Raw genomic sequence first — 24,556 nt, 5'->3', positions numbered from 1 at the left:
GGGAACCCGCCGGCCCGGTCAGCTTCAGGATGTCGGTGGCTCGTCCTTGCCGGCGGCCTCCATCTCGTCGGCCTCCTCCTTGGTCCGGTGCACGACCTGGTCGGCGTGCTCGGGCGGGCCGTAAACGGTGTACAGGACCAGCGGATTGGGGCCGATGTTGACGAAGTTGTGCTTCGTGCCGGCCGGAACGACCACCAGGTCGCCCTGGTTGACCGTCTTCGTCTCGCCCGCGACCCGGGCCTCACCGGTGCCGCTGACGAAGGTCAGGATCTGGTCGATGCCCTCGTGGACCTCCTCGCCGATCTCCCCACCCGGCGGGATCGTCATGATCACCAACTGGGTCTGCTGTCCGGTCCACAGCACCCGACGGAAGTCCGGGCTCCGTTCGGCGACGGTCGCGATCGTGTAGTGCTCCATGTCGCGCTCATACCCGGTACCGGCCCCGGTCACGCCGCGACCACCGAATGGTGGACTTTTCCACAGCGGCCGGGTTTGCGGCTGCCCGCGATGGGCATGATGCAGACTGACCGGCGCGCACGGACAAGGCCGGTCGAGCCAGGTCCCCGCTGGCGTACCGCCGCAGGCTGCGACGGTGGGAGACGGCCAGAGCGCGGCGACGTGACGATCCACCGTGATCGAAACGGCGCCGTGCGCTCGTGTCCGGCGCCGGCACCGCCCGTGGACGACCACCCTCGCCCGCCCGGCCCGGACCCCCGGCCGCGCGTCCGCCGCTCCGGCGATACCACATCGGACCGGTCCGTCCACACCGCGAGACCGCCGATCCCCGGTCGGCCGTTTCGCCGAACGTCGGATACTTGCCTGTTCGACCACGGCGCGGGCTTCCCCGCACCCCACCGGTAGACCCCACAATGGAGGGCCGGTCACCGGTGCGGCAGCGGGAGGGACGAGCTTGAATCAGGAGACTGAGCCGAGCACGGAGACGACGACCGCCCCGGCGAGCACCCCACGGTCGCGGCAACTCCGGCTCGTGGCGTTGACGGTCGTGCTGACCGTGCTGGCGGTGGCCCTGGTCCCCGTCGTGCTCAACGTCGGTCCCCCGACCCGCGACGAGCTGATGGAGCGGGCCGGCATGAAGGGCAAACGGGAGCTGCTCATCGGGGTCAAGGACGACCAGCCCGGCATCGCGTTGCAACTGCCCGGGGGCGGCTGGCGGGGCTTCGACATCGACATCGCCTACATGATCGCCAGTTACCTGGACTTCGACCGCAGCAAGGTCGTGCTGTTACCGATCGAGAGCGAGGACCGGGCCCGGCGGCAGGCCCCCCACAACGACCGGTTCGTCACCGTCGACATGGTGATCGCCTCGTACAGCGTCACCGACGAACGGACCCGCGAGGGGGCCACCTTCTCCGCCCCGTACCTGCACACCGAGCAGTCGGTGATCACCCGGGCGGACGAGCCCGGCCCGGTGAGCAGCCTGGAGGACCTGCGCGGACGGCGGGTGTGCACGCTGACCACCTCGACCTCGCAGGCCCGGCTGCGCGACGTGGGCGCCGAGGCGTACGGACGGAACAAGATCAGCGAGTGCGTCCAGGAGCTGCACGACGGACGTACCGACGCGGTCACCACCGACGCGGCGATCCTGGCCGGCTTCGTGACCGCCAGCCGGGACCCGGACGCCTTCCCCACCGCCCTGAAGAACGTCAAACCCCTGCGGCACTGGGACATCGGGTCGTCCCCGCAGGAGCGGTGGGGCGTCAACACCGGCCCCAACACCGCCCTGCGTGACCTGGTCGACCTCGCGCTGCACGCCTCCGCGAGGGACGGCGAGAACAAGGTCTGGGAGGAGGCGTACGACGACCACCTCCGCTGGCAGCAGCCGCTCAACCAGCCGCAGCCAGTGGCGGAGGAGCAGCAGCCCGACCCGAGGAAGGTGGAGGTGCGGCAGTGGCCGTGGGAGAGGTTCGCGCTACCGCTGCCGGGTCGCCCCGGACCACCGGCGACCCCGGTACGCTCGGCCGCCCGCGCCGGATGGCCGGGGCGCGGCAGGCGCAGCAGTGGCTGCTGACGCTCCTCCCGACGTTCCCGGTCCTGCTGCTGGTGCTGCGGCTGTGGCAACTCAGCCGGCAGGACATGCCGACGATGCTGCTGCTGGTGCAGTACGTCAGTCCCCTCGGGCTGCTCAGTGCCCTGCTCATCGCGCTGGTCTGGGCCGTGCCGCTGGCCGTGCTGGTGGTCGGGGTGCTCGGCCGGTTGCTGCGGCTGAGCGCGCCGGAGCGGTTCGACCCGGAGCGCTCGCTGCTCGCCTCCGGCACCGCCCGCACCCCCGGTTGGGTGCTCACCGCTGCGGTGGCGCTGGCCGCGCTCACCTGGCAGCTGCGGTTCCTCCCGGCCCTGCTGATGCTCGCCCTCTGGCTGCTCGCCCTGCGTACCCGGTACCTCCACCCCGACCGGCCGCTGCGGATCATGCTGGTCGGCGTGGCGCTGCCGGTGGCGGCGGCCGTGGTGGCGTACGCCGTGCTGGGCCCGGCCGTCTGGGCGGCGGTCCGGGCGGGCGAGTGGAGCACCGTCGCGCTGCTGGCCGTGCCGCCGGCTGCCGCCGCCGTGCTCACCGGCCCGCTCCCCCGACGGGCCGCACCGGCCCTGACCCACGGACTGACGTACACCGTCGCCGCGGCGCTCCCGCTGGTGATGGGGGCGGTGTTCCTGCGGGTGCCCGTCCTGCCCACCACCGCGGTCGAGGTCGCGCCGACGGAGACCGGCCGGGCGACCGGTGTCGTGCTCGGACACATGATCACGGTGACCGACACGTCGACGGTCGTGCTCGACCGGGGCGGTGTCGTCCGGTTCCTGCCCAACGGCCGGGTCCGGACGCAGACCCTCTGCTCCGAGGCCGCCCGCGTCCCGTTCAGCGTGGTCACCGTGCACGGCTGGCCGGTCGAGGAGACCGCCCTGGACTGGATGATGCCCCGCCGCCCGGTCGTCGCGCCAGATCAGCGCTGCTCCGGGCGGCTGGGCCCCGGATCCTGACCGGACGCCGCCGGGGGCTTCGCCATACGCCCGCAGGAGCCACGGGGCCGTCCGACAGGTCGCCTCCCCCGCAATCGTGATGGCCGCCGATCCGGCCCCCGCCTAGGGTGACGGTGTGAGAAAACCCCATGGTCATGAACCATGGACAGTCCGGATCCGACGTGACGACGGTCGGATCCTGGGCAGCGGGACGGAAGGAGGACCCGTCTGATGCGCTGCGCCCGTACCCCGGACTGCACCGGCACGGTCGACGAGACCGGGTTCTGCGACCGGTGTGGGATGGCTCCCCGCCGTGCCGACCGGCCCTCGCGACCCGGGGCCGAGCCGACACCGCCGCCCACCGGGCCGACCTGGAGAGTGGCCGACCTGGTCTCCCTCCCCGTGCTGGTGTTCCCGGCCGACCAGGGGGTCCTGCGCGACCCGGCGGTCCCCGAACACCAGCGGTTCTGCGCCCACTGCGGCGGCCCGGTCGGGCGCGGCGGGACGGACCGCCTGGACCACGGCTACTGCGGCCGGTGCCAGACCCCCTTCGCCTTCGTGCCCGACCTGCGGCACGGCGACCGGGTCGCCGACCAGTACGAGGTCGTCGGCTACCTGGCCCGGGGCGGCCTCGGCCAGGTGTACCTCGCCAAGGACACCCACCTGGACGACAACCCGGTGGCCCTCAAGCGGCTGATCAACAAGACCAACCGGCACGCCCTGGCGGTGGAGGTCTCCGAGCGGCGCTACCTGACCACGCTCGACCATCCCACCATCGTCCGGATCTTCAACTTCGTCACCGCCCCGGACCGGCTCTTCGAGGGGCAGACCAGCTACATCGTCATGGAGTACCTCAACGGGATGTCCCTGGCGGAACTCTGCCTGGCCGCCCGCGATCCGGACCGGCCGGACGTCTCGCTGCCGCTGGAACACATCCTCGCGTACGCCCACGAGATCCTGACCGCGCTGGACTACCTGCACCGTCGGGGGCTGCTCTACACCGACCTGCACCCCGGGAACGTGATCCGCACCGCCGACCGGATCAAGCTGATCGACCTGGGCGGGGTGCGCCGGGTCGACGACCGGTCCACCCCGCTGGTGGGGACCCCGCTGTACCGGGTGAGCGACCGGGAACTGGAGAGACACGGCGCCACGGTCCGCTCCGACCTGTACGCGGTCGGGGTGCTGCTGGCGGAGCTCAGCCGTGGTCTCGTCCCCGGGCCGGAGGTGGCGCTCGGGGACGTCGACGTCGGGGTGGAGTCGTTCCTCCGGCTGGTCCGGCGGGCGCGGCACCACCGGCCGGAACGCCGCTTCGCGTCCGCCACCGACATGTCGGAGCAGCTCAAGGGGGTGCTGCACGAGTTGCTGCCGGCCCGGTCGGTGCACGAGCAGCCCGCCTCCTCCACGGTCTTCGCGCCCACCCCCGCGCTCCTCGACGCGGGTCTCGGCGCGGTGCCGCCGCTGGAGCACTGGACCACGCCGCAGGGCGGCACGGTACGCGCGCACGGCCGGCCCGCTCCGGCCGCCGTGGCCACCGGACTGCCGGTGCCCCGCCCCGCGCCCGGCGACCCCGCCGCCGAGTTCCTCACCACCGTCGGGACGCTCGACCCGGAGAGCCTGCTGGACGGTCTCGCCGACTTCGTCGAACCCTCCGTCGAGATCGAACTGGCCCGGTGCCGGGCCCGGTTGGAGCTGGGCGACCCGCCCCGCGCCTGGGACGCGCTCACCGACGCCGAGAAGCTGCTCGGCGACGACGTGGCGGCCGACTGGCGGGTGACCTGGCACCACGCGCTGCTCGCGCTCACCCAGGACGACGTTCTCCGGGCCGGTGACCTCTTCGACGAGGTGTACGGGGAGCTCCCCGGCGAGGTCGCGCCGAAGTTGGCCCTCGCCTACTGTGCGGAGCACACCGGCGACACCGTCCGGGCGGCCCGCTACTACGAGGCGGTGTGGCGGCGGGACCGGCTGACCGCGAGCGCCGCGTTCGGCCTGGCCCGGCTCCGGCTGGCCGGGCGGAACCGGGCCGGGGCGGTGGCGGCCCTCGACGGCGTCCCCCGGTTCTCCCGGCACCACGACACCGCCCGGATCGCCGCCGTCCGGGCGCTCACCACCCGGCTCGGCGACGGGCCGCCCGACGCGGCGGCGCTGAACGAGGCGGTCCGACGCCTCGCCGAGCTGCGGCTCGACGGGGGCAGCCCGCACGGCGAGGCCCGTGACCGGCTGACCACGACCGTCCTCGAGGCGGCGCTGGAACGAATCCTGACCACCGGACCGGACGGGCTGGACGACGACGGTACGTTCGGTGACCCGCCCTCCGAGAACGCACTGCGACGCCGGCTCGCCCGGTCCTTCCGCGGCCTCGCGCGGCAACAGGCCCGCAACCGCAACGACCACGGCGTGCTCCTCGACCGGGCGAACACGGTCCGTCCCCTGACCCTGCTGTGACGTGTGAGGAGTGATCCGGTGCCGACCACCCCCCTCGGCTTCGACCTGCACCTCGACCACGACCGCCACCTCTCCCCCGCCGACCGCGAGCTGCACGGGATCCTCACCGTCACGGCGCACGCCGGGGCCGGGCGGCCGGCCGCCCGGCCCGACCGGCCGCGACTCGCCGGGGCCACCGTCGGCGACGGCTCGGAGTCGACGGCCCGCTCGCGGACCCGGACGGCCAGCGCCGGGAGGGCCGTCGCGGTCGACCTGCCGCCGGTGCCGCAGGTCCGGATCCGGATCCGGACCGTCGCCCCGACCCGGGTGCTGTTCTGCCGGCAGGTCTACCCGACGGTGCGGGACCTGGCCGGCGTACCGGTCGACGACCGGACGGTGGACCACCCGACCGACTCGTGGAGCGCGGAGCGCCGGGAGTACCACCTCTGCTTCGCGGTGGACGGCACGGACCGGCCCCGGGGCGAGGACCTGCTGGCCGCCCGGATCGACCTGGTCGTGGACGGCGCCGCCCGGACACCACCGGTGGCCGCCCTGGTGCACTGGACGGAGGACCTGATCCTCTCCAGCCAGGTCGACGCCCGGGTCGCGCACTACACAGGTCAGGAGGAGCCGGGCCGGCTGGCCGCCGACCGCCTGCGCTCCGACAGCGACCATCACGCCGACAGCGACGACCCCTCGGCCGCCGACGGTCTCCTCGGGCGGGCGGTCCGGCTGGCCGCCGTGGCCGGTGACACCCGCCGGCTCGAGGAACTGGGGTTGCTGGTCGGCATCGAGGGCCCGGCGACGGGGCAGGTGCGGATCCGGGACGGCCGGCACCGGCGGGACCAGGCGAACGTGGCAATCAGCTCGTCGTACCCCCGGCACGACGGCCCGCCGTCGGTGACCGACGGCGACGGCCGGACCTGTCGGTGCGGCCGGGAGTCGCCCCCGGGCGCCCGGTACTGCGAACGGTGCGGGGCGGAGCTCGACGTCCCGGGACCGGTGTCGACGTGAGCGGCACCCTGACCAGCACCACGCGGCGCAGCCTGCGCCGGCACCGGCGGACCCTGCTCGTCGCGACGGCGGTCGCGCTGGCCGGATGCCTCTCGGTCTTCCTCGGTGTGCACCGGGCCGCCGACGCGGTCGCCACGCAGTCCGTGCCGTCCGTCCTGGCCGTCTACGACACTCAGGTCGCCCTCCGGGCGGCGCACGGCGCGGCCCTGGCCGGTTTCTCCGACGGCACCCGACTGCTCGGCGGTCCCGGCGAGGAGTACCAGAACCGGATCGCCGCGGCCGGACAGCACCTCGCCGAGGTCGCCGAACGGAACGCGGCCGGCGAGACGGGCAGCGGGGACATCCAGGTGGTCGAGGCGCTGCTGGTCACCTACACCGGTCTGATCGCCCGGGCGGACGTGTACTTCCGGCAGGACCGGGACAGCGCCCTCGGCACCGCCGCGCTCTGGGACGCCGCCAGTCTTTTGGAGGAACTCCTGCTCCGGCTGGACCGGCTCCGCCAGGCGCAGGCGGCGGCGTTGGACGAGCAGGTCGGCCGCCTGTGGGCCAGCCCGGTCGCGGCTGCGCTCTGGCTGGTGCCGGTGCTCGTCCTCGTCGGGCTGCTGGTGCGGGCACAGCGGTTCCTGCGCCGACGATTCCGCCGCCGGGTGAACGCCCCCCTGCTGCTGGCCACCTTCTTCGTGCTGCTGATGGGGGTCGCCACCTCGTCGAGCCTCTGGTCCGCCGGGCAGCTCGCCGCGGCCCGCGAGTCGGTCAGCGCGGTCGAGGGGGACCGGAGGGAGCAGTTGGCCCGGTTGGCGGCCGAGGACACCGACCGCCTCACCGACCGGCTCGAGGCGGCCTGCGGGGGGCGGGACGGATGCCCGCGCACCATCGACCTGGTCGACGCCGAGGGGAGCGGGGCCCCGGCGGGGACCGGCGGCGACGCGCCCTCGTCCGGGGCGACCACCGCCGGCCCGGCCGGCGACGCGCGGACGAACGGCGACGTCGCCACCGACCGGGCCACCCGGGCGGCCACCAGCTACGGCGGCGAGTTCGTCCTACCCGTCGCGGCGCTCTGTGCCGCGATGGCCGTACTGCTCGGCTTCCAGCCGCGCCTGGAGGAATACCGGTACCACGAGCGATGAGACGCCACATCGGACTGCTGCTGCTCCCGGTCCTGCTCGCCGCAGGCGGCGTCGCCGCCTGCGCGGACCCCACCCCGACCGGGCGGGTCACCGTCATCGCCTCCTGGTCGGAGGCACCGGGGGACGACGGAACGGAGCCCCCGGACACCGAGGCGGCCGCCTTCGTCGCGGTGCTGGACGAGTTCGAGCGGAGGACCGGCATCACGGTGGACTACCGGGGCACCCGCGACGTCAGCCAGGTGCTCCGCTCCGGGGTCGACCGTGGCTCCCCGCCCGACGTGGCGGTGCTGCCCCGGCTCAACGACCTCCAGACGTACGTGCACAGCCGCAAGCTCCACCCGTTGGACGACGTGCTCGGCGCGGACCGTCCGGCGGACCTGGAGCCGCAGCTGGTCACCCTGGGCGGGCGGGTCTACGGGCTCTCCGTCAACGTGGTGCCCAAGAGCCTCGTCTGGTACGCGACCGACCGGCAGCCCGCCCTGGCCCGGCGTCCCCCGGCCACCTGGGAGGAACTGGTGGAGTTCAGCGCCGACCGGCGTACGCCCTGGTGTCTGGGCATGGGCGCGCCGCCGCTGTCCGGCTGGCCGGGCACCGACTGGATCGAGGATCTCTTCCTGCACCGGTGGGGGGCGACGACGTACCAGGCGTGGACGGCCGGCGACCTGCCGTGGGACTCACCGCAGATGCGCGAGGTCTGGCAGGCCTGGGGCGAGGTGACCCGGGCCGGCCGGAGCACCCCGAACGCCCTGCTGACCGGCTTCAACGTCGCCGGGCTCGGGATGTTCGCCGAGCGGCCGGAGTGCCACCTGGACCACAACGGTTCCTACATCGTCCGCGACTACCGGCGGGAGGCGCCGGGCCGGTTCGACTTCTTCCCGTTCCCGCCCTTCGCGGCGCGCGGGGACGCCGCCACGACCACCGAGATCGCCGAGGACGTGGTGGGAATGTTCGAGGACACGCCGGAGGCCCGCGAGTTGATCCGTTTCCTTACCGGGGAACGGGCCCGGCAGGTCTGGCGGGAGGCCAGCGGCGGGCTGTCCTTCACCCTGAACCGGGGCACCGACCCGGCGAGCTATCCGGACGCCGTGTCACGCCGGATCGCCGAGACCCTGACCCGCGACACCCTCTGCCGGGACGCGTCGGACCTGATGCCGGCGGCGATGACCGCGGCGTTCCACCGGGCCGTTCTGCACCACCTCGACGATCCCCGGGACCTGGCGGCCCTGCTCCGCGAACTCGACACCGTGCGGAGCCGGATCCCGGACGAGGAATGGCTGGACCTGCCCTGCCTGACCCGCTAGGCACGGTGCCGCGATGCGGGACCGCTCCAGGTGACCGTGCGGTGACACCGTCCGGTGCGGACGAACGGCGACGCCACCGGCTGAACGATCGATCAGCCGACTGAACGACGGATCAGCCGACCAGACGACGGATCAACCGAACGGCGCTGTGACGCATGGTCATCTCTCGATACATTGGAGTATGGCGTCCGCCCACCCGGGACGGACGGCGAAGCCGGTCTACCGCCCGGTCCTGACCGCCGGGCGGAGCGAACTGGAGGCGCTGGGCCATCTCGACAGCGACACCGCCGCGCTCGTCGTCCCGATCCTCACCCTCGCCGCCGGCGATCCCGTCGACCTGCTCGGTCGGCTGCCGGCGGGACTGACCGCCGCCGTCGACCTGGCCGGGTTCTCCGACACCGGGCCGCTGCTCGGGCTGCTGCGCCGGGGCGTACCGCTGGTGCCGGTCATCGGGTTCGCTGAGCACGCCGACCGGCTGGTCGTCCAGGGCGCGGTGGCGCGGTCCCACCTCGGCTGGGCAGTGCTCCGCCTGCGCCTGCGCACGGACCCGTACGGCCCGGACGCGGCCACCGACGCGGCGGAACGGATCTGGCGGCGGACCGGACTGATGCCGGAACAGTGCGACCTGCTGCTCGACGTGGGTGAGGTCTGCTGCGCGGCGGACCTGCGCGCGGCCGAGCCCCGGGTACGCCGGTTGGTCGACTGGGCCCGCCGGCACGCCTGGCGATCGGTGACGGTGGCGGCCGGGGCGATGCCACCCGCACTGCCCGCCCTTCCCGACGGCGAGCCGGTCCGGTTGGTGCGCTGGGACTGGCGACTCTGGCAGAACCTCACCGGGCTCGGTCTCGACTACGGCGACTACGGAATCCGCACCGCCGCCCCGGGGCCGCCCGAGCGGCTGCCCGCCATGCGGTACACCGCCGACGACACCTGGTGGATCTACCGCTGGTCCCGTCGCGGCGGACGGGGAGACGACCGGGTCGCCGAGCTGTGCCGCGCCGTGGTCACCGCCCCGCACTGGCCGACGGCCGGGACCGCCTTCTCCTGGGGCGACCACGAGATCCTGCGCCGCGCGCGGGGTGCGGCCGGGGCCGGTTCGGCGACCAGCTGGGCGGCCTGGGGCACCTCGCACCACCTGGCCCACGTGCTGGCCGCGCTCCGGCAGCCGACCGGAGCGTGGCCGCCCCCACCGGTCCCGAATCGGGGCCGTGAGCGCCCCGACGGCCACCGGTCCCGCGGTTCCCGCCACGGCGGGCGACCGGCCTGGCCGTCGCGGGGTGACGAGTCCGGACGGGTCGGGTGACCGACCGTCAGTGGGCCGGCTTCTCGGTGAAGCCGAACTGCACCACGCCCTCCTCGTCGACGCTGGCGTCGACCGAGGTGTCGTTGAGCAGTTCGGCGGCGTCGGAGTCGAGGAAGATCCGGGCGCCGTCGGTGTCCACCACCTGGTCGTCCCGGCCCGGCTGACCGACCAGCTCGACGGCGAGCGAGCCGGCGTCGAGGTCGGCCGTGATGCGCAGCCCACCGGCGTCGGAGAGGTCCTGCTGCGCGGCGAGGTCACGGATCACGAGTACGGCGTTGTCGGTCATGGTGAGCATGGCGGATCTCCTCACTGGTGATCGGGTGGTCGCCGGTGCCGGCAGCCGGCCCCCTGGGACCACCGCCGGTCGCGGAGCCTCGGGCACACCACCTGAGTGGTACGTCCCGGACACGGCCGCCACGAACAGGCCCTCCGGTACGCGGGCGGCCCGGAGACGGGTCCGCCACCTGCTACAAACGGGGCAACTCGTACAGCCCCCTCCGGCCAACGGTGCCCGCTACGGCGGGATCCGTCAAGTGGAGTCCGGTCATCCGGGCAGTCTGAGCAGCGACCTCCCCGGCGTGCCCGACTGGCCGGAGTGCGAGGTACGTCCCGCCGGGTCCCCGGCCGCCGTTGGCACGAATTTTCGATCTCGACGCTGTGCTGAAAAGAATCTTCATGACAACATCGGCGCATGCAACGTCGTCGCTACCCCCGAGCGCTCGCCCTGGTCGCCCTCGCCACCGCGGTCGCCACCGCGACCACCAGCGCCGCGACCACCGCCACCGCCGAATCCCCCTCCCTTACCGAGACCCGGCTCAGCGCCACCCTCGACGCGATCCTCGCCGACGCCCGCCTCGACGGCGCGCAGGCGGGCGTGGTGGTCGCCGACGCGAGCACGGGTGACACCATCTACCAGCGCAACGGTGACCGCCGGCTGATCCCGGCCTCCAACACGAAGCTGCTCACCTCGGCCGCCGCCATGGAACTGCTCGGCCCCGGACACCGGTTCACCACCGACGTCCTGCGTACCGGCGCCAAGCGCGGCAGTGTCCTCACCGGCGATCTCCACCTGCGCGGCGGCGGGGATCCCACCATGCTCGCCGCCGACTACGACGCGCTCGCCGCCCGGGTCGCCGCGTCCGGCATCCGGGTGGTCACCGGCGACCTGGTCGCCGACGACACCCGCTACGACGCCACCCGGCTCGGTCCGGACTGGACCTGGGACGACGAGCCCTACTACTACGCGGCCCAGATCTCCGCGCTGACCGTCGCCCCGGACAGCGACTACGACGCGGGCACGGTGATCGTCAGCGCCGCGCCCGGGGCGGGCGCCGGACAGCGCCCGAAGATCAGCCTCACCCCGTCGACCGGGTACCTGCGGATCGACAACCGGGCCACCACCGTGGCCACCGGGACGACAAGCGTCTCCTTCGAACGCGAGCACGGCAGCAACACCGTCGTGGTGACCGGGCAGATCGCCCTCGGCGCCGCCCCCAGCAGCGACTGGGTGACGGTCTGGGAACCGACCGGGTACGCCGCCGACGTGTTCCGCACGGCGCTGCGCCGGCACGGCGTACGGGTGATCGGGCGGACCGTGCTCGGACAGGCGACCCCGACCGGCGCGACCGGCGTGGCCCGTCACGACTCGATGCCGTTGGCCGAGCTGATGGTGCCGTTCATGAAGCTCTCCAACAACGGTCACGCCGAGGTGCTGACCAAGGAGATCGGCCGGGTGCTCAGCGGCTCCGGCACCTGGTCGGCCGGGCTCGCCGCGATCAACGGGTACGTGGCCGACGCCGGCATGGACACCGGCACCCTGCGCCAACGCGACGGCTCGGGGCTCTCCCGGCGCAACCTGATCCCGCCCGACGAGTTCGTCGACCTGCTGGTCGCCGTGCGCGCCGAACCCTGGTTCGACGCCTGGTACGCCGCCCTGCCGGTCGCCGGCAACGCGGAACGGTTCGTCGGCGGCACGCTGCGCAGCCGGATGGCGGGCACCCCGGCGGCGAACAACGTGCGCGCCAAGACCGGCAGTCTGACCGGGGTCTCCGGACTCTCCGGTTACGTCACCGACGCCGACGGGCGGCGGCTCGTCTTCTCCGTCGTGCTCAACAACTACCTGGCGTCCTCGGTCAAGAACCTGGAGGACCAGATCGCGATCGCGCTGGCGTCGTACACCGCCAAGGGCGGCACCGCGGCGCGGACCGCGGCTCCGACCGCACCGGAGATCCCCCGGACTCCCGAGGGCATCGAGTGCTCCTGGCACAAGCCGATCACCTGCTGAGGTGCCTGCAGGGGTCCCCTGCTCCGCAAAAAGCGGTAACAGGGGACCCCTGCTACCACCCCACCCACCCCATCTCCCGACCCAACCGCTCGTCAGGCGACCGGCGGCGGGACGGCGGCGGGGTCACCCCGCTCGATGAGGGCGTCGATGTCGGCCGGGCGGAGCCCACGCAGTGCCAGCACCCGGCGACCCCAGCGGTGCAGGCGGCACGGGTGCGGGCTGGCGTCGTTGCGGCACACCGTCCCGCCGGACCACCGGCGGGGCGCGTGCACCACCACCGCCCGGACCGCGAACTGCGCGTCCTCCCCGGTGACGTACGGCGGTAGCGGAATCTCCCGAAGCACCTCACCGTCCGGCGCGCCACCGACGCGCGGGGCGGCCGGCCGGACGGTACGGGTACGCGTGCCCATCAGCGAAGCCTCCCGGGATCGTCGAATCTCCACAACGGAAAGTTACGATCAGATCGACACAGCGCGACGGACAAACTGTCCCGGCCGCTGTGTCCCCGGTTCGGCAGCCGGTCGCACCCGCCTGTCGGCGGCAGCCGTGACGCGCGGCCGGACCCCGCGCTAGCGGCGGGTGCGGCGGCGCAGGCCCCGTCCGGGATGCCAGCTCTCGATCACCAGATGGTCGGCCGGCTCACCCACCCGGGTCAGGACCACCTCGGTCAGTTCGATCCGGAACCGGTGCGAGCCGTCCTCCGGCGGCGGCAGTTCGTGCGCGATCCCGGCGATCTTCGCGTCCCCGTCCCAGGAGCCCGGATCGTCCTCGGGAGTGTCCTCGGTCGGACAGTGCAGCGCGACCCGGGGATCGCGACGCAGGTCGAGTGCCTTGAGCGCGCCGGGCATGCTGCCCACGCGCAGGTCCCCCTCCTCGAACTGGAACTCCGTGCCGCTGACCCGGGGCGAACCGTCCCGCCGCAGCGTCGCCATCGTCCCGTGCTTACGGACCGCGAAGCGGGCCCGCACCCGCTCGGCGAAGTCCGGTTCCTCGTCGACCAGATCCGACCACCATGCCATGCACCGAGGGTCGCAGTCGCAGCTGACATCCTGTGACAGTTTTTCCCACGCCACTGCGCCCGTGGCCGCCAACCCGGTCCCTGCCGCGACCCGGCACCGGGACGTCGCGCCGCCGGTCGGCTCGCGGCGGTCAGCGGATCTCGAAGCCCAACGTCCGGGCCAGTACCAGCGCCTGGTCCGGGTTGATGATCGCGCCGGCCCGCTGGACCACCGTCGGGTCGACCGCGCTCAGGTCACTGCCGCGCAGGTCACAGCGGGTGAGGCGGGCGCCGGCGAAGTGCCCGCCGGAGAGGTCCGCGTTGGTCAGGACCCCGCCGGTCAGGTCGGCCCCGGTCAGGTCGACCTCCCGCATCCGTACGCCGGTGAGGCGCACCCCGCGCAGGTCGGCCCGGGGCAGGGCGACGAAGGACCAGTCCCCGCCCTCGACCCGCAGCGGGCGCAGTTCACACTCGGTGAACGTGCTGCCGACCAGTTTGCAGCCGGTGAACTCGGCCTCGAACAGGACGCACCGGGTGAAGACGCAACGGGTGAACGCCGAGTCCACGTGGCGGGAGGCGTTGAGGCGTACGCCGCCGAAGGAGCACTCGGTGAAGACCGCGCCCCGGGTGGTCGCCTCGGTCAGGTCGACCTCCTGGAACGAGCAGCGCACGAAGTGCCGGTCGACGATCTCCTCGCCGTACCAGTCCTCGTGGCGGTAGGTCGCGTCCTCGGTCAGCTCCGGCACGGTCCCGAGAGTAGCCGCACCCCCTTCCGGACCGTCCGTACCGGCTAGTAGGTTCAGGTGTCGTGGACGTGGCACGGAACATCGACCCGGACGAGATCGGCTTCGACCCGGCCCGGCTGGCCCGGATCGACGAGCACTTCGGCCGGTACGTCGACGCGGGTCAGCTCGCCGGCTGGCAGATCGTGGTGACCCGACGCGGCCACGTCGCGCACTCCTCGACGTACGGGATGCGCGACGCCGAGGCCGGCGCTCCGGTGACCCCGGACACGCTCTGGCGGATCTACTCGATGACCAAGCCGGTCACCTCGGTCGCCGCGATGATCCTCTGGGAGGAGGGTCGTTTCGAGCTGACCGACGAGATCAGCCGCTGGCTGCCCGAGTTCGCCGACGTGCGGGTCTACGCCAAGGGTTCGGCGCTCAAGCCGTACACGGTGCCGGCGGTGGAGCCGATCCGGGTCTGGCACCTGCTCACCCACACCGCCGGCCTGACGTACGGCTTCATGCAGACCTCGGTGGTCGACGGCCTCTACCGGGCGGCCGGCTACGACCTGCACTGGCCGGACGGGGTCGACCTGGCCGCCGCCTCGGTGGCCCTGGCCCGGCTGCCGCTGCTCTTCCAGCCGGGCAGCGCGTGGGGCTACTCGGTCGCCACCGACGTGCTCGGCCGGCTGGTCGAGGTGGTCTCCGGGCAGCGCCTCGACGACTTCGTCGCCGACCGGATCCTGCGCCCGCTGGGCATGGCCGACACGCACTGGTGGGTCGACGGGGCGGACGCCGACCGGCTGGGTGCGCTCTACGTGCCCGACCCCCGGACCGGCCGGATCCTGCGGCACGACCAGTTCGGGGCGGTCGCCCGGCAGAAGCCGGCCCTGCTCGCCGGGGGCAGCGGCCTGATCTCCAGCGCGTACGACTACCACCGCTTCACCCAGATGCTGCTGCGCGGGGGCGAACTGGACGGGGCGCGGGTGCTCGGTCCCCGCACGGTGCGCTTCATGACCCGCAACCACCTGCCCGGTGGACGCGACCTGGCGGCCCTCTCCAGCGGCGGCTTCGCCGAGTCGATCTTCGACGGGGTCGGCTTCGGCCTCGGTTTCGCGGTGGTGCAGGACCCGATTCCGGGCCGGGTGCCGAGCAGTGTCGGCGAGTACTACTGGGGCGGGGTCGCCAGCACCGCCTTCTGGGTGGACCCGGTTGAGGAGATCACCGCGCTGTTGTTCACCCAGCTCATGCCGTCGAGCACCTATCCGCTGCGGTCGCAGATGCGCCAGCTCGTCTACTCCGCCCTGGTCGACTGAGCCGCCCGGGTGGGGGCACCGGACCGGTCGGGTCGACCGCCCCGATCTCGTCGGATCCGACGGCGGGAGCGCGTCGCGGGGACTGGGATCGCCGTTCCGCCGCCCGGTCGGCGGAACGCTCCTAGCCTGGAGGCGGACCAGTCCGTCGGGCCGGGAGGCGGTCATGAGCAGCATCGTCGTGTTCGGTGCCGGGGGCACCGCGGGTTCCCGGGTCACCACCGAGGCGTTCCGCCGGGGGCACCGGGTCACCGCCGCAGTGCGGCGGCCGGAGGCCACCTCGTACCTGCCGGCGGGCGTCCGGGTGGTCACCGGCGACGTCACCTCCGCGCGCAGCGTGCGGGAACTCGCGCCGGAGGCGGACGTGCTGGTGGTCGCGGTCGGCGGCGGCGAACGGGCGCTCTGGGCGGACGCGGCCCGGACGCTGGTGACCACCCTGGCCGAGCTGCCCGCCCCGCCCCGGATCATCCATCTGGGCGGCGGGGCGACCCTGCTCACCCCGGACGGCGCCCGGTTCCTCGACGCGCCGGACTTCCCCGAGCGGTACCGCGACCCGGCGCTGGGGCAGGCCGATGCGCTGGACTGCTACCGCTCCTCCGCCGACGGCGTGCCCTGGACGTACGTCTCACCACCGCCGCTGGAGTTCCACCCGGGCGAGCGCACCGGCCGGTACCGCACCGGCGGCGACCACCCGGTCACCGACGCCCAGGGCCGGTCCGTGCTGTCGTACGAGGACCTGGCGGTGGCCGTGGTCGACGAGATCGAGAACCCGCGCCACCTGAACACCCGGTTCACCGTCGCCTACTGACGATCCGCGCCGCAGGTCGGCAACCGGTGCGCTGCCGGCTGCCGGCGGTCAGTGGCAGCATGCGCTTTGGAGCTGCCCCGTTTGTGCTACCGGAGCGCCTCCGCCTGCGACAGCCGACGTCTACGGCCACCGGGACGGCTCGTGGGCCGCTGGGAGCGCACTGCCCCGTCTGTGCGGGCAGCTCGACAGTCTCCGGATCCCGACCCTGCTCCCGCACGGTGGACCGGCCCGGCCGACGGACCGGACCACCAGCCCGGCCGCCGCCGGTCGAGCCAGTCCGCCGGCCGGGTCAGTCCGCCAGCCGGGCCGGGAACCCACCGGTCGCGACCGGACCCCAGCTGTCGACGGTGACCCGGATCAGCGACTTGCCCTGCCGGATCATCGCCTGCCGGTACTCGTCCCAGTCCGGATGCTCCCCGGAGATGCACCGGAAGTACTCCACCAGCGGTTCCAGCGCCTCCGGCAGGTCGAGCACCTCGGCGGTGCCGTCGAGCTGCACCCACGGGCCGTTCCAGTCGTCGGAGAGCACGCAGGCGGAGACGCGCGGGTCTCGGCGGATGTTGCGCACCTTGGCCCGCTCCGGGTACGTCGAGATGACAAGTCGGCCCGCTCCGTCGACGCCGCAGGCCACCGGGGAGGACTGCGGGCGGCCGTCGGCCCGTGTGGTGATCAGCACCGCGCGGTGCCGTGGAGTGAGGAACTCGACCAGTCCCGGGCGGTCGACCCGGGTGTTCGTCGCGATGCTGCGTGCCATCGCTCGTTTCTACCAGCGCCGCACCGCAGGTCTACCAGTGCCTCGCCGCAGCTCTAGCGCCGCGCCGCAGGTCTGGTCAGCGCCTCACTGCGGGCGGGCGGTGGCGCGGTCGCCGGCCGGTTGGGCGGGCACCCGGGGACGGGCCGCCGGCCGCCACTCCCGGCCGTTGGCGTAGATCACCCGGAAGCCCAGGTACGACGCCAGGGGCGCCCAGTGCGCCGAGCCCATCCGCAGTTCGGCGGCGTTGTGCCGCTGGCCGTTCGCCAGCACGTCGAGCAGGACGGTCTCGAACGCGGCCGACTCCACCCAGTCGACCTCCCGGGTGAAGCCGCAGACCAGCGCCGCCCCGGTGACCGTCAGGAACTCCCGCAACGCGGAGGTGGAGGCGCGCAGCACCGAGCAGCTGCCGAAGTAGAGCCGTTTCCCGCCGCACCGGCCGGCCATCCGCTCCGCGACGTCGCTCAGCTCCACCGAGTGCCAGTCGGTGAGGCAGAGCCGGCTCGGCTCGCCGTGCATGGCGAAGAAGCCGACCCGGTAGTCGGCGTACTGCTTGAGCAGCCAGCGGTCGAGGAAGTAGTTCAGCTCGTCGGGCGTAGCGGCGTCCTTGTGGATGAACCGGATCCGCCCGAGCCGCTCCAGCAGCTCCAGTGTCGGCAGCACCGACCCCCGTTCGTGCAGGTCGCGATGCCACTGGCCCTCCAGGCAGAAGATACCGCCGCGCGCCATGCCACCTCCTGCGTCACCCGCTCCGTGACGTTACCGCCGATCGGGTCCGCCCGACACGACGGGGGCCGGTTCAGACCAGCTCGGCGTCGTGGACGAGCAGCGCCACCTGGACCCGGTTGTTCAGCTCCAGCTTCGTCAACAGCCGGGAGACGTACGCCTTCACCGTCGCCACGCTCATGAACAGCTCGGCGGAGATCTCCGCGTTGGTGCGTCCCCGGCCGAGCGCGACGGCCACCTCGCGTTCCCGCTCACTGAGCCCGGCGAGCAGCCGCAGCGCCCGGTCCCGGCGCGGGTCCGGCCGGACCTCGGCCGGCGCGGCGGCCGTGACGTGCGCGATCAGCTGTCGGGTGACGGTCGGCGAGAGGGTCGCCTCGCCCGCCGCCACCCGGCGCACCGCCTGCACGATCTCGGCGGGCGGGGTGTCCTTGAGCAGGAAGCCGCCCGCTCCGGCCCGCAGGGCCCGCAGCACCTGGTCGTCGGCGTCGAAGGTGGTCAGCACGAGCACCTCCGGCGGGTCGGGCCGCGCCCGCAGGGTCTCGGTGGCCGCCAGCCCGTCCACCCGGCGCATCCGGATGTCCATCAGCACGACGTCCGGGGCGTACGCCTCGACGGCGGCGGGCACCTCACCGCCGTCGCCGGCCTCGCCGACCACCCGCAGGTCCGGCACCCCGCCGAGGATCATCGACAGCCCGGCCCGGACGAGCGGGTCGTCGTCGACGATGAGCACCCGCACCGGGCGGGGGTCGTCCGCGCCGGCCTCCCCGCCGGTCACGCCGGCCACCCCGCCGGTCACGCCGGCCACGGCAGCCACGCGGCCAGTCGGAAGTCACCGGACTCGTCCCGGCCGTGGGTCAACCGCCCACCGGCGAGATGGACCCGCTCGGCGATGCCGACCAGTCCGGTGCCGGCGCCGGGGATCTCCGGGGCACGCTCCCCCACCGGCCAGCGGTTGCGGATCTCGACGTTCAGGCCCGCCTCCGGACCGCCGGCGAGGTCGACGCTGACCACGACCCCCGGGGCGTGCTTGCGGGCGTTGGTCAACCCCTCCTGCACGATCCGGTACGCGCTCCGGCCCACCGCCGCCGGCACCTCCTCGACCCGGTCGACCCGGTCCCGCAGGTCGACCCGGACCCCGGCGGTCCGGGACTCGTCCACCAGCGCCGGCACGTCGCCGAGGGTGGGCTGCGGCCGTTCCGGCGCGGTCGACGCCGCAGCGGCGGGCTCGGCGCGCAGCACCCCGATCACCTCACGGAGGTCCTGGAGCGCGGCGTGCGCGCTGCTGCGGATCACCCCGGCGGCGCGGGCGACCTCCTCCGGCGACGCGTCCGGCCGGAACTCCAGCGCCCCGGCGTGCAGGCTGAGCAGGGAGATCCGGTGCGCGAGCACGTCGTGCATCTCCCGGGCGATGCGGGTGCGTTCCACCTGTCGGGCCTGCGTGACCCGGAGCTGCTGCTCGGCCTCGGCCCGCTCGGCCCGCTCGCGCAGCGACACCACCAGTTGCCGACGGGCCCGGACGAACATCCCCCAGGCGAGCACGAGCAACGTGATCACCACGCCCCAGGTGGCGGTCTCCCAGTACGACAGGTGCGGGTCGGGCCGCAGGTAACTGAAGATCAGGTTGGTCCCGAGACCGGCCCCGGTGAAGGCCAGGGCGACGGCGGTACGACGGTGCACCACCACCGTGAAGTAGATGATCACCAATGGCCAGGCGGCGGCCATCGAGAACAGGGTCAGTGGCAGCGTGGCCACCGCCAGGCCGACCGGCCAGCGGCGGCGCACCCAGAGCAGGACGGTGACGACCAGACCGAGCACCGCGTCCCCCGCGACCATCCAGTCGTAGGGCATCGGGGTGGCGAACTCCGGGTCCGTGGAGAGGGCGTCCGCCGTCGCCCCGGCCACCCAGCCCAGGGAGATCAGGAAGCAGAGGACGTCCACCAGCCAGTCGCGGGTCGTCCGCCGCTGCCGGCGCGCCACCCCCGCCGGGGGCGTCAGCGCTCCGGGCAGCAACCACGGGTGTTCGGGGACGACGGCCGGGCTGGACATGACCCCATGCTACGGAGCGTCACCGCCGCTCCGGCACCGACCAAAGTCGACCCTCTTCGTCGACCAAGGTAGCGGCGGGCGTACACCCTCGGCCGCAGCGGCCGGCCGGGTGGCGCGGGCAGGCTCGTCCCATGATCACGGTCGAGAACCTCACCAAACGGTACGGCCGGCACGCCGCCGTGGACGACGTGTCGTTCCGCTGCGAACCCGGGACGGTCACCGGGTTCCTCGGCCCGAACGGGGCCGGCAAGTCCACCACCATGCGGATGATCTGCGGTCTCACCCCGCCGACGTCCGGCAGCGCCACGGTCGACGGGGTGCCGTACCGGCAACTGCCGAACCCGGGCCGGCGGATCGGCGTCCTGCTCGACGCCTCGGCGCAGCACGCCGGGCGTACCGGCCGGGAGGTCCTGACCGTCGCGGCCCGCACCATGGGCGTCGACGCACAGCAGGTCCCGGCGACGCTGGAGCGGGTCGGGCTGGGCCCGGCCGCGGCGAAACGCCGGGTACGGGCGTACTCGCTGGGGATGCGGCAGCGGCTCGGCCTGGCACACGCGCTGCTCGGCGACCCCCGGATCCTGATCCTCGACGAGCCGGCCAACGGCCTGGACCCGGAGGGCATCTTCTGGATGCGCGGCCTGCTGCGCGACTTCGCCGACCGGGGCGGCACCGTGCTCCTCTCCTCGCACCTGCTGCGGGAGGTGGAGGCGGTGGCCGACCGGCTCGTGGTGATCGGTGGCGGCCGGATCGTCGCCCAGGGCGGCAAGGACGAGCTGCTCGCCGGCGCCGGGACCCTGGTCCGGGCCCAGGACCCGCAGGCCCTGCGGGACGCCCTGGCCGCCGCCGGCCTGTCCGTGACCGGCAGCACCGACGGGGGGTTGCTGGTCCGGGCCGAGGCCGGGGCGGTCGGGCAGGCCGCCGCCGACGCGCGCGTCGCCCTCACCGAACTGCGCCCGGCCGGCAGCGGCGGCTTGGAACAGCTCTTCCTCACCCTGACCGCCACCGAGTCGAACCAGGAGGTCGCCGCGTGAGCGCCGGCACTCTCGCCAACCCGGCCCCCGTGGGCGAACGGTCCACGGCGGCCGACCGCCGTCCCTCGCTGCTCCGGCTCACCGCAGTCGAGCTGCGCAAGCTCGCCGACACCCGGGCCGGGCTCTGGCTGCTGATCGTGATCGGCTTCTCCGCCGCCGCCATCGTCGCGGTGCAGCTCTTCGTGGTCCCCGCCGAGGAGCAGACGTTCCGCCCCTTCTTCGAGTCGACGCTGCTGCCGGTCGGGATCCTGCTGCCCGTCCTCGGCATCCTGTCGGTGACCTCGGAGTGGTCGCAGCGAACCGCGCTCACCACGTTCGCCCTGGTCCCGGCGCGGCACCGGGTGGTGTTCGCGAAGCTGGCCGCGGTGGTGGTCGCCGCGCTGCTGTCGGTCGCGGCCAGCATCGCCGTCGCCGCCGCAGGCACGCTGATCGCCGACCTCACCGGGGGTGCCGGCACCTGGTCGGTGCCGGGTGCGCTGCTGTGGCACGCCGCCGTCTTCCAGGTGGCGAACGTGCTGATCGGGATCGCCTTCGGTCTGCTGCTGGGGAACACCCCGCTGGCGATCGTCCTGTACTTCGTCCTGCCGACCATCTGGTCGATGCTCGGTGGCATGATCAGGGCCCTGCGGACGCCGGCGGAGTGGCTGGACACGGCGGTGACGATGACGCCGTTGATCTCCCCGGAGATGACCGGCGGACAGTGGGCCCGGCTCGGCACGTCACTGCTGCTGTGGCTGGTCGCGCCGCTGGTCGCCGGGCTGGTCCGGACGATGCGCCGCGAGGTGTCCTGACCGTGCCGGGACAGGCCGTACCGGTCGGCCCGAATCCGGGTTCGCCGGTCGTGGTCAGCGGGGGCGCCGGGGAACTGGCCCTGTTCTGGGGCGGGTTCCCGGCGCTCGGCGCCGGGGCCGGCTGGCTGCTGGCGACCTTCGTGGACCGGCTCGCCGGCTGGTCCTGGGTCCCGGCCCAGGACCTGCTCGAACTGGTCGCCTCGCTGCCCGAGCCGCAGGTCACCGTCGGGACCCTGGCGGTGGGCACGTTCGCCGGGCTGGTGCTCGCCGGGATCGGGACGTGGGAACGGCTCGTCGTCACCGTCGCCCCCGACCGGGTGACCCTGCGTCAGAAGGGCGAGGAGCAGGAGCTGAGCCGGGCGAGGATTCGCGCGGTGTTCCGGGACCGCAAGCAGCTCGTCCTGCTCGGCCCGGTCGACGAGGAACTGTTCCGGGAGTCGTGCGACCTGAGCGACCGGCGGTTGCGGGAGGCGTTCCTCGCCCACGGCTACCCGTGGCTGGCCGAGGACCCGCACCGGGAGCGGTTCCGGCGCTGGGTGCCCGGTCTGCCCGACCTGCCAGCCGGGGCGGACGCGCTGCTCCGGGCCCGGCAGGACGCGCTCAAGCACGACCGGCACGACGACGCCCGGGAGTTGCGCCGGGAACTGGCCGCCCTCGGCCTGGTCGTCCGGGACGAGTCGAAACGGCAGTACTTCCGGCTGACCCGGGCCGGGTAGCGCCGGGCGTGGGGGAGACGGCGCGTCACGGCCCGTCTCCCACCACGCTCGCGGGGTCGATCAGCCAGAGTCAGCCGACGGCCACGAGGGCGACCAGGACGAAGACCACCGTCAGCACCGTGCCGGTCCAGCGCCGCCAGGGCGCAACCCCGGCGACCAGGGGCAGCTCCCGCCATCGCTGGGCGGCCAGGGCCAACCCGGCCGCGCCCAGCCCGCAGCCGACCGCCCAGATCCAGCCCGGCAGCACCGTCCACTCCCCCAGCCGGTACGCCAGCAGCAGGGACGCCGGCACCCAGAGCGCCGCGTCGAGCACGCTCAGCCGGTCCGGGCCGCGCCGCGCGGTGCCCAGCAGCGACAGCCCGCCGATGAGGCTGAACACCAGCGCCAGCCCCACCCCGACCCAGCCCGGCAGGCCGGCGCCGTCGTCGGTCGGCAGGTCCTCCTCCGGTACGCCGAGCAGCCGCAGCCCGATCGGATCCACCGAACGGTCGGTGTTGCCGAGCACCACCACGCCCTTCCCGGCGGCCCGGTCCACGCCGACGTACGCCCGGAAACCGCCGGTGCCACCGTTGTGCCAGACGACGTCCCGGTCACCGTGCCGGGTGGTGAACCAGCCGTACCCGATGCGGTTGCGCCCGTCCTCCTCGAAGCGCGGGGTGGCGGCGTCCGCCCCCGGCGCGGTGCCGTCGAGCAGGGCGGCGACGAGTTTGCCGAGGTCGCCGGCGGTGGACCAGGTGCCGACGCCGGCCGGCACCCAGCCGGAGCCGGTCCATGGGTCGGTCGGCCGGCCGGCGGCCCGCCCGCCGTCGGCGTGCCCGGCGGGCGGGGCGGCCCCGTCGAGGTGGGCGGAGGTGCGGTCCATGCCCAGCGGGGTGAGCAGCTCCCGGTCCAGCAGTTCCGGATAGCTGGTGCCGGCCTTCGCGGCCAGCGCCTGCCCGAGCAGCGCCGCGCCCAGGTTGGAGTACTCGACCCGGCCCCGGCCGTCGCCCGGCTCGGTCTTCCCGGCGGTCCGGGTCAGCCAGTCGACGTCCTGCCCGGCGTACGGGTCACCGGCGGTGACGTTCGCCCACCAGAGCCCGAACGCGTCGCCGACCGAGGTGACCGGCACGCGGGGCAGTCCGGCGCGGTGACTGGCCAGCTCGGCCAGGGTGACGTCGCCGGTCGGGCCGCTCACCGGCAGGGCGTCGCGCAGCCGGTCGTCGGGGCGTACGGTGCCGGCGGCCACCTCGTCGGCGAGGAGCATGCCGGTCAGCGTCTTGGTGACCGAGCCGATCTCGAAGCTGGTGTCCGCCTCGACCGGTGCGCCGTCGGCGTTCCGTTCGCCGAGACCGGCGACCCGGACGCGGCCCGGCTCGACGAGGGCGACGGAGAGCCCGCGCAGCCCCTCGGTGTCCCCGGCGGCCTCGCGGACGGCGACGGCGAGGTCGGTGTCCCCGGTCGTCCGGGCGGACAGGTGGGGTGGACGGGGTGCGCCGAACAGGGCCAGCGCCCCGGCGACCAGGCCGACGACGAGGGTGATGACGGTGGACCTGCGCATGGTTGCTCCTTCCCGCTCAGCGGTGGGTGGCGGTGAGGATGGTGAGCAGCGGCACCACCCGTTCGGCGGGGACGGCGTACCGACCCCGGCCGGCGCTGCGCAGCCAGCCGGCGGCGGTGAGCTGGCGCAGGTGGTGGTGGAGTTGGCCGGTGGTGCCGAGTTCCTCGATCCCGGCCAGTTCGGCGGTGCCGCGCCGGCCGCCGAGGATCTCGCGCAGCAGCCGCAGCCGGACCGGGTGGGCCAGCGCGGTCAACGCGGCGGCCGACTCGGACCAGTCACCGGCGAGCACGGCGTCGACGGGGAGGCCGTACTGCCAGTCGTACCGCTCGCCGTCCAGGTCGACGGTGCCGGTGTAGAGGACCGCGCCGGGATGCCCCTTGGGCAGCCGCTGCCGGAGCCCGTCGAGCGCCCAGAACGTGTCGCCGTCGCCGGATGGGGTCGCCGGGGTCGGGGGCGGGGTGGGCGTGCGCCCGACCAGCTCCGCCACCTGCGCTTCGAGCGCCGCGACCCGTTCCTCCAAAGATGCCATGACTCGATACTACGAAGTTACGTAGTTACGTACAACCGGAGCGGGGGGGGCCCCGGGGCGGGCCCCCCCCCCCCCCCCGCCCGGGGGGGGGGGGGGGCGAAGTACAAGAAAAACAACCCCCCACAAGGCGCAACCGGTTTTGAACTGGAAGAAACACCCCCCC

General features: G+C 73.9%; 24 protein-coding genes. 13 read left to right on the top strand and 11 right to left on the bottom strand.

All coding sequences use genetic code 11. The features are described from left to right. Nucleotides 1-24: 24 nt before the first annotated feature. A complete protein-coding gene (locus tag ACIBJE_RS28725) occupies nt 25-417 on the bottom strand; it encodes a cupin domain-containing protein (protein WP_396753404.1) in 393 nt (130 codons plus the stop codon). 493 nt (nt 418-910) lie between these two features. Here ACIBJE_RS28725 and ACIBJE_RS28720 point away from each other — a divergent pair, with 493 nt between their 5' ends. From ACIBJE_RS28720 to ACIBJE_RS28690, 7 genes are all read left to right on the top strand, one after another. Next, entirely contained in the window at nt 911-2,029 is a 1,119-nt protein-coding gene (locus tag ACIBJE_RS28720; protein WP_396753403.1) for a transporter substrate-binding domain-containing protein, read from the top strand. Continuing rightward, nucleotides 1,993-2,991, top strand: a complete 999-nt coding sequence (locus ACIBJE_RS28715; protein WP_396753402.1) for a hypothetical protein — start codon at nt 1,993-1,995, stop codon at nt 2,989-2,991. Before ACIBJE_RS28720 ends, ACIBJE_RS28715 begins: the two co-directional genes overlap by 37 nt. Before the next feature lie 210 nt (nt 2,992-3,201). After that, a complete protein-coding gene (locus ACIBJE_RS28710) occupies nt 3,202-5,415 on the top strand; it encodes a tetratricopeptide repeat protein (protein WP_396753401.1) in 2,214 nt (737 codons plus the stop codon). A gap of 18 nt (nt 5,416-5,433) precedes the next feature. Next, entirely contained in the window at nt 5,434-6,408 is a 975-nt protein-coding gene (locus tag ACIBJE_RS28705) for a zinc ribbon domain-containing protein (protein ID WP_396753400.1), read from the top strand. Then, nucleotides 6,405-7,535 (top strand): hypothetical protein, encoded by a 1,131-nt coding sequence (locus tag ACIBJE_RS28700; RefSeq protein ID WP_396753399.1) that lies wholly within the window; start codon nt 6,405-6,407, stop codon nt 7,533-7,535. The genes ACIBJE_RS28705 and ACIBJE_RS28700 overlap by 4 nt, the downstream gene beginning before the upstream one ends. Further along, complete coding sequence (locus ACIBJE_RS28695) at nt 7,532-8,836, top strand: ABC transporter substrate-binding protein (protein ID WP_396753398.1); 1,305 nt, start codon at nt 7,532-7,534, stop codon at nt 8,834-8,836. The genes ACIBJE_RS28700 and ACIBJE_RS28695 overlap by 4 nt, the downstream gene beginning before the upstream one ends. A gap of 181 nt (nt 8,837-9,017) precedes the next feature. After that, nucleotides 9,018-10,139 (top strand): hypothetical protein, encoded by a 1,122-nt coding sequence (locus ACIBJE_RS28690; RefSeq protein ID WP_396753397.1) that lies wholly within the window; start codon nt 9,018-9,020, stop codon nt 10,137-10,139. A 7-nt stretch (nt 10,140-10,146) separates the two neighbouring features. Here ACIBJE_RS28690 and ACIBJE_RS28685 read toward each other — a convergent pair whose 3' ends face one another. Next, a complete protein-coding gene (locus ACIBJE_RS28685; RefSeq protein ID WP_396753396.1) occupies nt 10,147-10,434 on the bottom strand; it encodes an adhesin in 288 nt (95 codons plus the stop codon). 396 nt (nt 10,435-10,830) lie between these two features. On the opposite strand from ACIBJE_RS28685, the gene dacB reads away from it, so the two are divergent. Beyond that, nucleotides 10,831-12,423, top strand: a complete 1,593-nt coding sequence (gene dacB / locus ACIBJE_RS28680) for a D-alanyl-D-alanine carboxypeptidase/D-alanyl-D-alanine-endopeptidase (protein ID WP_396753395.1) — start codon at nt 10,831-10,833, stop codon at nt 12,421-12,423. Between the two features lie 92 nt (nt 12,424-12,515). On the opposite strand, the gene ACIBJE_RS28675 is transcribed toward dacB, so the two are convergent. The 3 genes from ACIBJE_RS28675 to ACIBJE_RS28665 all read right to left on the bottom strand — a co-directional run bounded on the left by ACIBJE_RS28675 (nt 12,516) and on the right by ACIBJE_RS28665 (nt 14,166). Further along, complete coding sequence (locus ACIBJE_RS28675; RefSeq protein ID WP_396753394.1) at nt 12,516-12,833, bottom strand: hypothetical protein; 318 nt, start codon at nt 12,831-12,833, stop codon at nt 12,516-12,518. 159 nt (nt 12,834-12,992) lie between these two features. Next, nucleotides 12,993-13,442, bottom strand: a complete 450-nt coding sequence (locus tag ACIBJE_RS28670; protein ID WP_396753393.1) for a pyridoxamine 5'-phosphate oxidase family protein — start codon at nt 13,440-13,442, stop codon at nt 12,993-12,995. A 130-nt stretch (nt 13,443-13,572) separates the two neighbouring features. After that, on the bottom strand, nt 13,573-14,166 hold the full coding sequence (locus ACIBJE_RS28665) for a pentapeptide repeat-containing protein (protein ID WP_396753392.1): 594 nt from the start codon (nt 14,164-14,166) through the stop codon (nt 13,573-13,575). Nucleotides 14,167-14,228: 62 nt separating this feature from the next. Here ACIBJE_RS28665 and ACIBJE_RS28660 point away from each other — a divergent pair, with 62 nt between their 5' ends. Then, the gene (locus ACIBJE_RS28660; RefSeq protein WP_396753391.1) at nt 14,229-15,461 is read left to right on the top strand and encodes a serine hydrolase domain-containing protein; all 1,233 of its coding nucleotides are present in this window, start codon (nt 14,229-14,231) and stop codon (nt 15,459-15,461) included. Nucleotides 15,462-15,624: 163 nt separating this feature from the next. Beyond that, the gene (locus ACIBJE_RS28655) at nt 15,625-16,266 is read left to right on the top strand and encodes an NAD(P)-dependent oxidoreductase (protein WP_396753390.1); all 642 of its coding nucleotides are present in this window, start codon (nt 15,625-15,627) and stop codon (nt 16,264-16,266) included. A 289-nt stretch (nt 16,267-16,555) separates the two neighbouring features. Here the strand turns inward: ACIBJE_RS28655 and ACIBJE_RS28650 are convergent, their stop codons facing one another. The 4 genes from ACIBJE_RS28650 to ACIBJE_RS28635 form a co-directional block, all read right to left on the bottom strand. Next, nucleotides 16,556-17,020, bottom strand: a complete 465-nt coding sequence (locus tag ACIBJE_RS28650) for a PPOX class F420-dependent oxidoreductase (RefSeq protein ID WP_396753389.1) — start codon at nt 17,018-17,020, stop codon at nt 16,556-16,558. Nucleotides 17,021-17,104: 84 nt separating this feature from the next. Beyond that, a complete protein-coding gene (locus ACIBJE_RS28645; RefSeq protein ID WP_377659276.1) occupies nt 17,105-17,746 on the bottom strand; it encodes a DUF6642 family protein in 642 nt (213 codons plus the stop codon). Nucleotides 17,747-17,816: 70 nt separating this feature from the next. Continuing rightward, entirely contained in the window at nt 17,817-18,557 is a 741-nt protein-coding gene (locus tag ACIBJE_RS28640; protein WP_396753388.1) for a response regulator, read from the bottom strand. Continuing rightward, a complete protein-coding gene (locus tag ACIBJE_RS28635; protein ID WP_396753387.1) occupies nt 18,536-19,789 on the bottom strand; it encodes a sensor histidine kinase in 1,254 nt (417 codons plus the stop codon). The genes ACIBJE_RS28640 and ACIBJE_RS28635 overlap by 22 nt, the downstream gene beginning before the upstream one ends. Nucleotides 19,790-19,920: 131 nt before the next feature. Between ACIBJE_RS28635 and ACIBJE_RS28630 the strand changes: the two genes are divergently transcribed. From ACIBJE_RS28630 to ACIBJE_RS28620, 3 genes are read left to right on the top strand one after another with little or no spacing between them, the layout of a single operon-like run. Next, nucleotides 19,921-20,820: an ABC transporter ATP-binding protein gene (locus ACIBJE_RS28630; protein ID WP_396753386.1), complete on the top strand. Its 900-nt coding sequence runs from the start codon at nt 19,921-19,923 to the stop codon at nt 20,818-20,820. A gap of 29 nt (nt 20,821-20,849) precedes the next feature. Then, nucleotides 20,850-21,611 (top strand): ABC transporter permease, encoded by a 762-nt coding sequence (locus ACIBJE_RS28625; RefSeq protein ID WP_396753435.1) that lies wholly within the window; start codon nt 20,850-20,852, stop codon nt 21,609-21,611. Nucleotides 21,612-21,613: 2 nt separating this feature from the next. Continuing rightward, on the top strand, nt 21,614-22,327 hold the full coding sequence (locus tag ACIBJE_RS28620) for a hypothetical protein (protein WP_396753385.1): 714 nt from the start codon (nt 21,614-21,616) through the stop codon (nt 22,325-22,327). A gap of 70 nt (nt 22,328-22,397) precedes the next feature. On the opposite strand, the gene ACIBJE_RS28615 is transcribed toward ACIBJE_RS28620, so the two are convergent. Together ACIBJE_RS28615 and ACIBJE_RS28610 are read right to left on the bottom strand one after the other, a co-directional pair. Continuing rightward, nucleotides 22,398-23,864, bottom strand: coding sequence for a serine hydrolase domain-containing protein (locus ACIBJE_RS28615; protein ID WP_396753384.1), 1,467 nt, complete (start codon nt 23,862-23,864; stop codon nt 22,398-22,400). 16 nt (nt 23,865-23,880) lie between these two features. Beyond that, nucleotides 23,881-24,393: an ArsR/SmtB family transcription factor gene (locus tag ACIBJE_RS28610; RefSeq protein ID WP_396753383.1), complete on the bottom strand. Its 513-nt coding sequence runs from the start codon at nt 24,391-24,393 to the stop codon at nt 23,881-23,883. Between the last annotated feature and the right edge of the window lie 163 nt (nt 24,394-24,556).

The sequence above is a fragment of the Micromonospora sp. NPDC050187 genome, assembly GCF_044459745.1.
Classification (GTDB): Bacteria; Actinomycetota; Actinomycetes; order Mycobacteriales; family Micromonosporaceae; genus Micromonospora.
The sequence above is the reverse complement of the archived record's forward strand: the minus strand, read 5'-3'. Positions and strand labels throughout refer to the sequence as shown.

Bases quoted from the DNA above. Each gene is read 5' to 3' on its own strand.
- ACIBJE_RS28675 (WP_396753394.1), bottom strand. From the start codon at position 12,833: ATGGGCACGCGTACCCGTACCGTCCGGCCGGCCGCCCCGCGCGTCGGT.
- ACIBJE_RS28690 (WP_396753397.1), top strand. From the start codon at position 9,018: ATGGCGTCCGCCCACCCGGGACGGACGGCGAAGCCGGTCTACCGCCCG.
- ACIBJE_RS28635 (WP_396753387.1), bottom strand. From the start codon at position 19,789: ATGTCCAGCCCGGCCGTCGTCCCCGAACACCCGTGGTTGCTGCCCGGA.
- ACIBJE_RS28610 (WP_396753383.1), bottom strand. From the start codon at position 24,393: ATGGCATCTTTGGAGGAACGGGTCGCGGCGCTCGAAGCGCAGGTGGCG.
- ACIBJE_RS28655 (WP_396753390.1), top strand. From the start codon at position 15,625: ATGAGCAGCATCGTCGTGTTCGGTGCCGGGGGCACCGCGGGTTCCCGG.
- ACIBJE_RS28685 (WP_396753396.1), bottom strand. From the start codon at position 10,434: ATGCTCACCATGACCGACAACGCCGTACTCGTGATCCGTGACCTCGCC.
- ACIBJE_RS28710 (WP_396753401.1), top strand. From the start codon at position 3,202: ATGCGCTGCGCCCGTACCCCGGACTGCACCGGCACGGTCGACGAGACC.
- ACIBJE_RS28615 (WP_396753384.1), bottom strand. From the start codon at position 23,864: ATGCGCAGGTCCACCGTCATCACCCTCGTCGTCGGCCTGGTCGCCGGG.
- ACIBJE_RS28715 (WP_396753402.1), top strand. From the start codon at position 1,993: ATGGCCGGGGCGCGGCAGGCGCAGCAGTGGCTGCTGACGCTCCTCCCG.
- dacB (WP_396753395.1), top strand. From the start codon at position 10,831: ATGCAACGTCGTCGCTACCCCCGAGCGCTCGCCCTGGTCGCCCTCGCC.
- ACIBJE_RS28645 (WP_377659276.1), bottom strand. From the start codon at position 17,746: ATGGCGCGCGGCGGTATCTTCTGCCTGGAGGGCCAGTGGCATCGCGAC.
- ACIBJE_RS28650 (WP_396753389.1), bottom strand. From the start codon at position 17,020: ATGGCACGCAGCATCGCGACGAACACCCGGGTCGACCGCCCGGGACTG.
- ACIBJE_RS28670 (WP_396753393.1), bottom strand. From the start codon at position 13,442: ATGGCATGGTGGTCGGATCTGGTCGACGAGGAACCGGACTTCGCCGAG.
- ACIBJE_RS28725 (WP_396753404.1), bottom strand. From the start codon at position 417: ATGGAGCACTACACGATCGCGACCGTCGCCGAACGGAGCCCGGACTTC.
- ACIBJE_RS28630 (WP_396753386.1), top strand. From the start codon at position 19,921: ATGATCACGGTCGAGAACCTCACCAAACGGTACGGCCGGCACGCCGCC.
- ACIBJE_RS28695 (WP_396753398.1), top strand. From the start codon at position 7,532: ATGAGACGCCACATCGGACTGCTGCTGCTCCCGGTCCTGCTCGCCGCA.